The following is a 1,392-nucleotide window of genomic DNA, read 5'->3' on the forward strand; positions in this document are numbered from 1 at the left end:
GTAATGCCAGTCAGTTAAGAGATTGACTGGCATTTTTTTGGGTATTTCTGTGGTTTCCCTTTCACAACTCGTGGGTAGTTTCTACTTCTTTTTTTCGGTAAAACATACCTTTTAGATTTTTCCATTAAACTTTCTAGATGTTTAGGCAAATTACCTGCGGAAGCCAAAGAATCAAACTTCAATAGGTTAAGGATAGCAATAGAGGTAATATGAAAGCTCATTCTCAAAGGACTGACTTTTGCACGTTGCGCCATATATTTCATTTGTCTTCTTAGAATATTATAGGCAATAAAGACTCCCCATAATTCTTGATAAATCAAGGCAGGTTGTTTACTCCTTAAATGCTTCCCTTCCTGTAAGTTACTCTTGATTTCTCGGTAACACATTTCTATTTCCCAACGCTGGGCATAGAGTTTTGCTAAAGCTAATAATGGATATCTCTTTGAATCTATTAGTGAAGTGATATAACGTCTAATCTTACCTGCCTGCTCAACCTCAATGAGACGTGCCTCCCAATAGTCTCCTAAGGCTGGATTAAGTTTTTTAGCTCTTGTTGATATCGGCATTCTAATATGAAAGTCATGTTGCGAATTACGCTCCACAATCTCATACCGTAAATTATCTTTTGCACACATAAGCCAATGACTTTCTTCTGCACGTTTTTGCCACCCGATGAGAAAATCTGCAGAGAAATAGGCTCGATCAAATAGGGTAATACTGTGTGAACAAGGAGATAATTGGCTTGCCAGTGTGAGTTCACCTTGATCCATACTGCCTATTTGAGCATCTATAATTTCATGGGTCGCGGTATTTACTAAGCAGGTTGCTCTCACTTGTGGATAAGGAGCATCAGCAGTTTTTCCTTTAGATGAACCAAAGTGTGCAAAATTCTCATCTGTATAAGGCATAGACCAAACAACACCATCAACAGCGCACACACTCAGACCGTGAAAGTTTGAGTATTGCTGCTGAGATTCTTCAAACCAGGCTTGGCTAAGTAAAGAAAATAGCGCATTTAAAGGTTCTGATCCTAAACGTTGTCGTGCTTGTACTACTGCGCTAGGAACACAATATTCTGTTGTACCAAATACAAGTTTTAGCTGTTCTACGACATATCCGATAGGTTGATTTCGAAATAAAGCGAGTCCAATGACAAGCCACACCACATGTTCAGCAGGTAACTTCCTTCTTCTAATTGATGCCTTACCTGTTTGATGCAGACTTTCCTCAATCCAGTTGAAATCAATAAATTCACTAAAATGGCTAAGTGAAGGTAAAGAATGTTGAAGGGTGCAATCTAAATTTTCAGATAAAGTCATAAAAAAATGAGCGTATTTACATACACTCATTTTTACTACATTTTACTAATATTTGCTTAACTGACTGGCATTA

At 37.8% G+C, this 1,392-nt stretch carries 1 protein-coding gene; it reads right to left on the minus strand.

Annotated features, from left to right (window positions below; translation table 11 throughout):
- Positions 1-14: 14 nt before the first annotated feature.
- On the minus strand, positions 15-1,319 hold the full coding sequence (locus FTV18_RS15590) for an IS4 family transposase (protein WP_180018808.1): 1,305 nt from the start codon (positions 1,317-1,319) through the stop codon (positions 15-17).
- Between the last annotated feature and the right edge of the window lie 73 nt (positions 1,320-1,392).

It is taken from the genome of Acinetobacter sp. YH12241 (assembly GCF_013417535.1).
In the GTDB taxonomy this organism is placed as follows: Bacteria; Pseudomonadota; Gammaproteobacteria; order Pseudomonadales; family Moraxellaceae; genus Acinetobacter.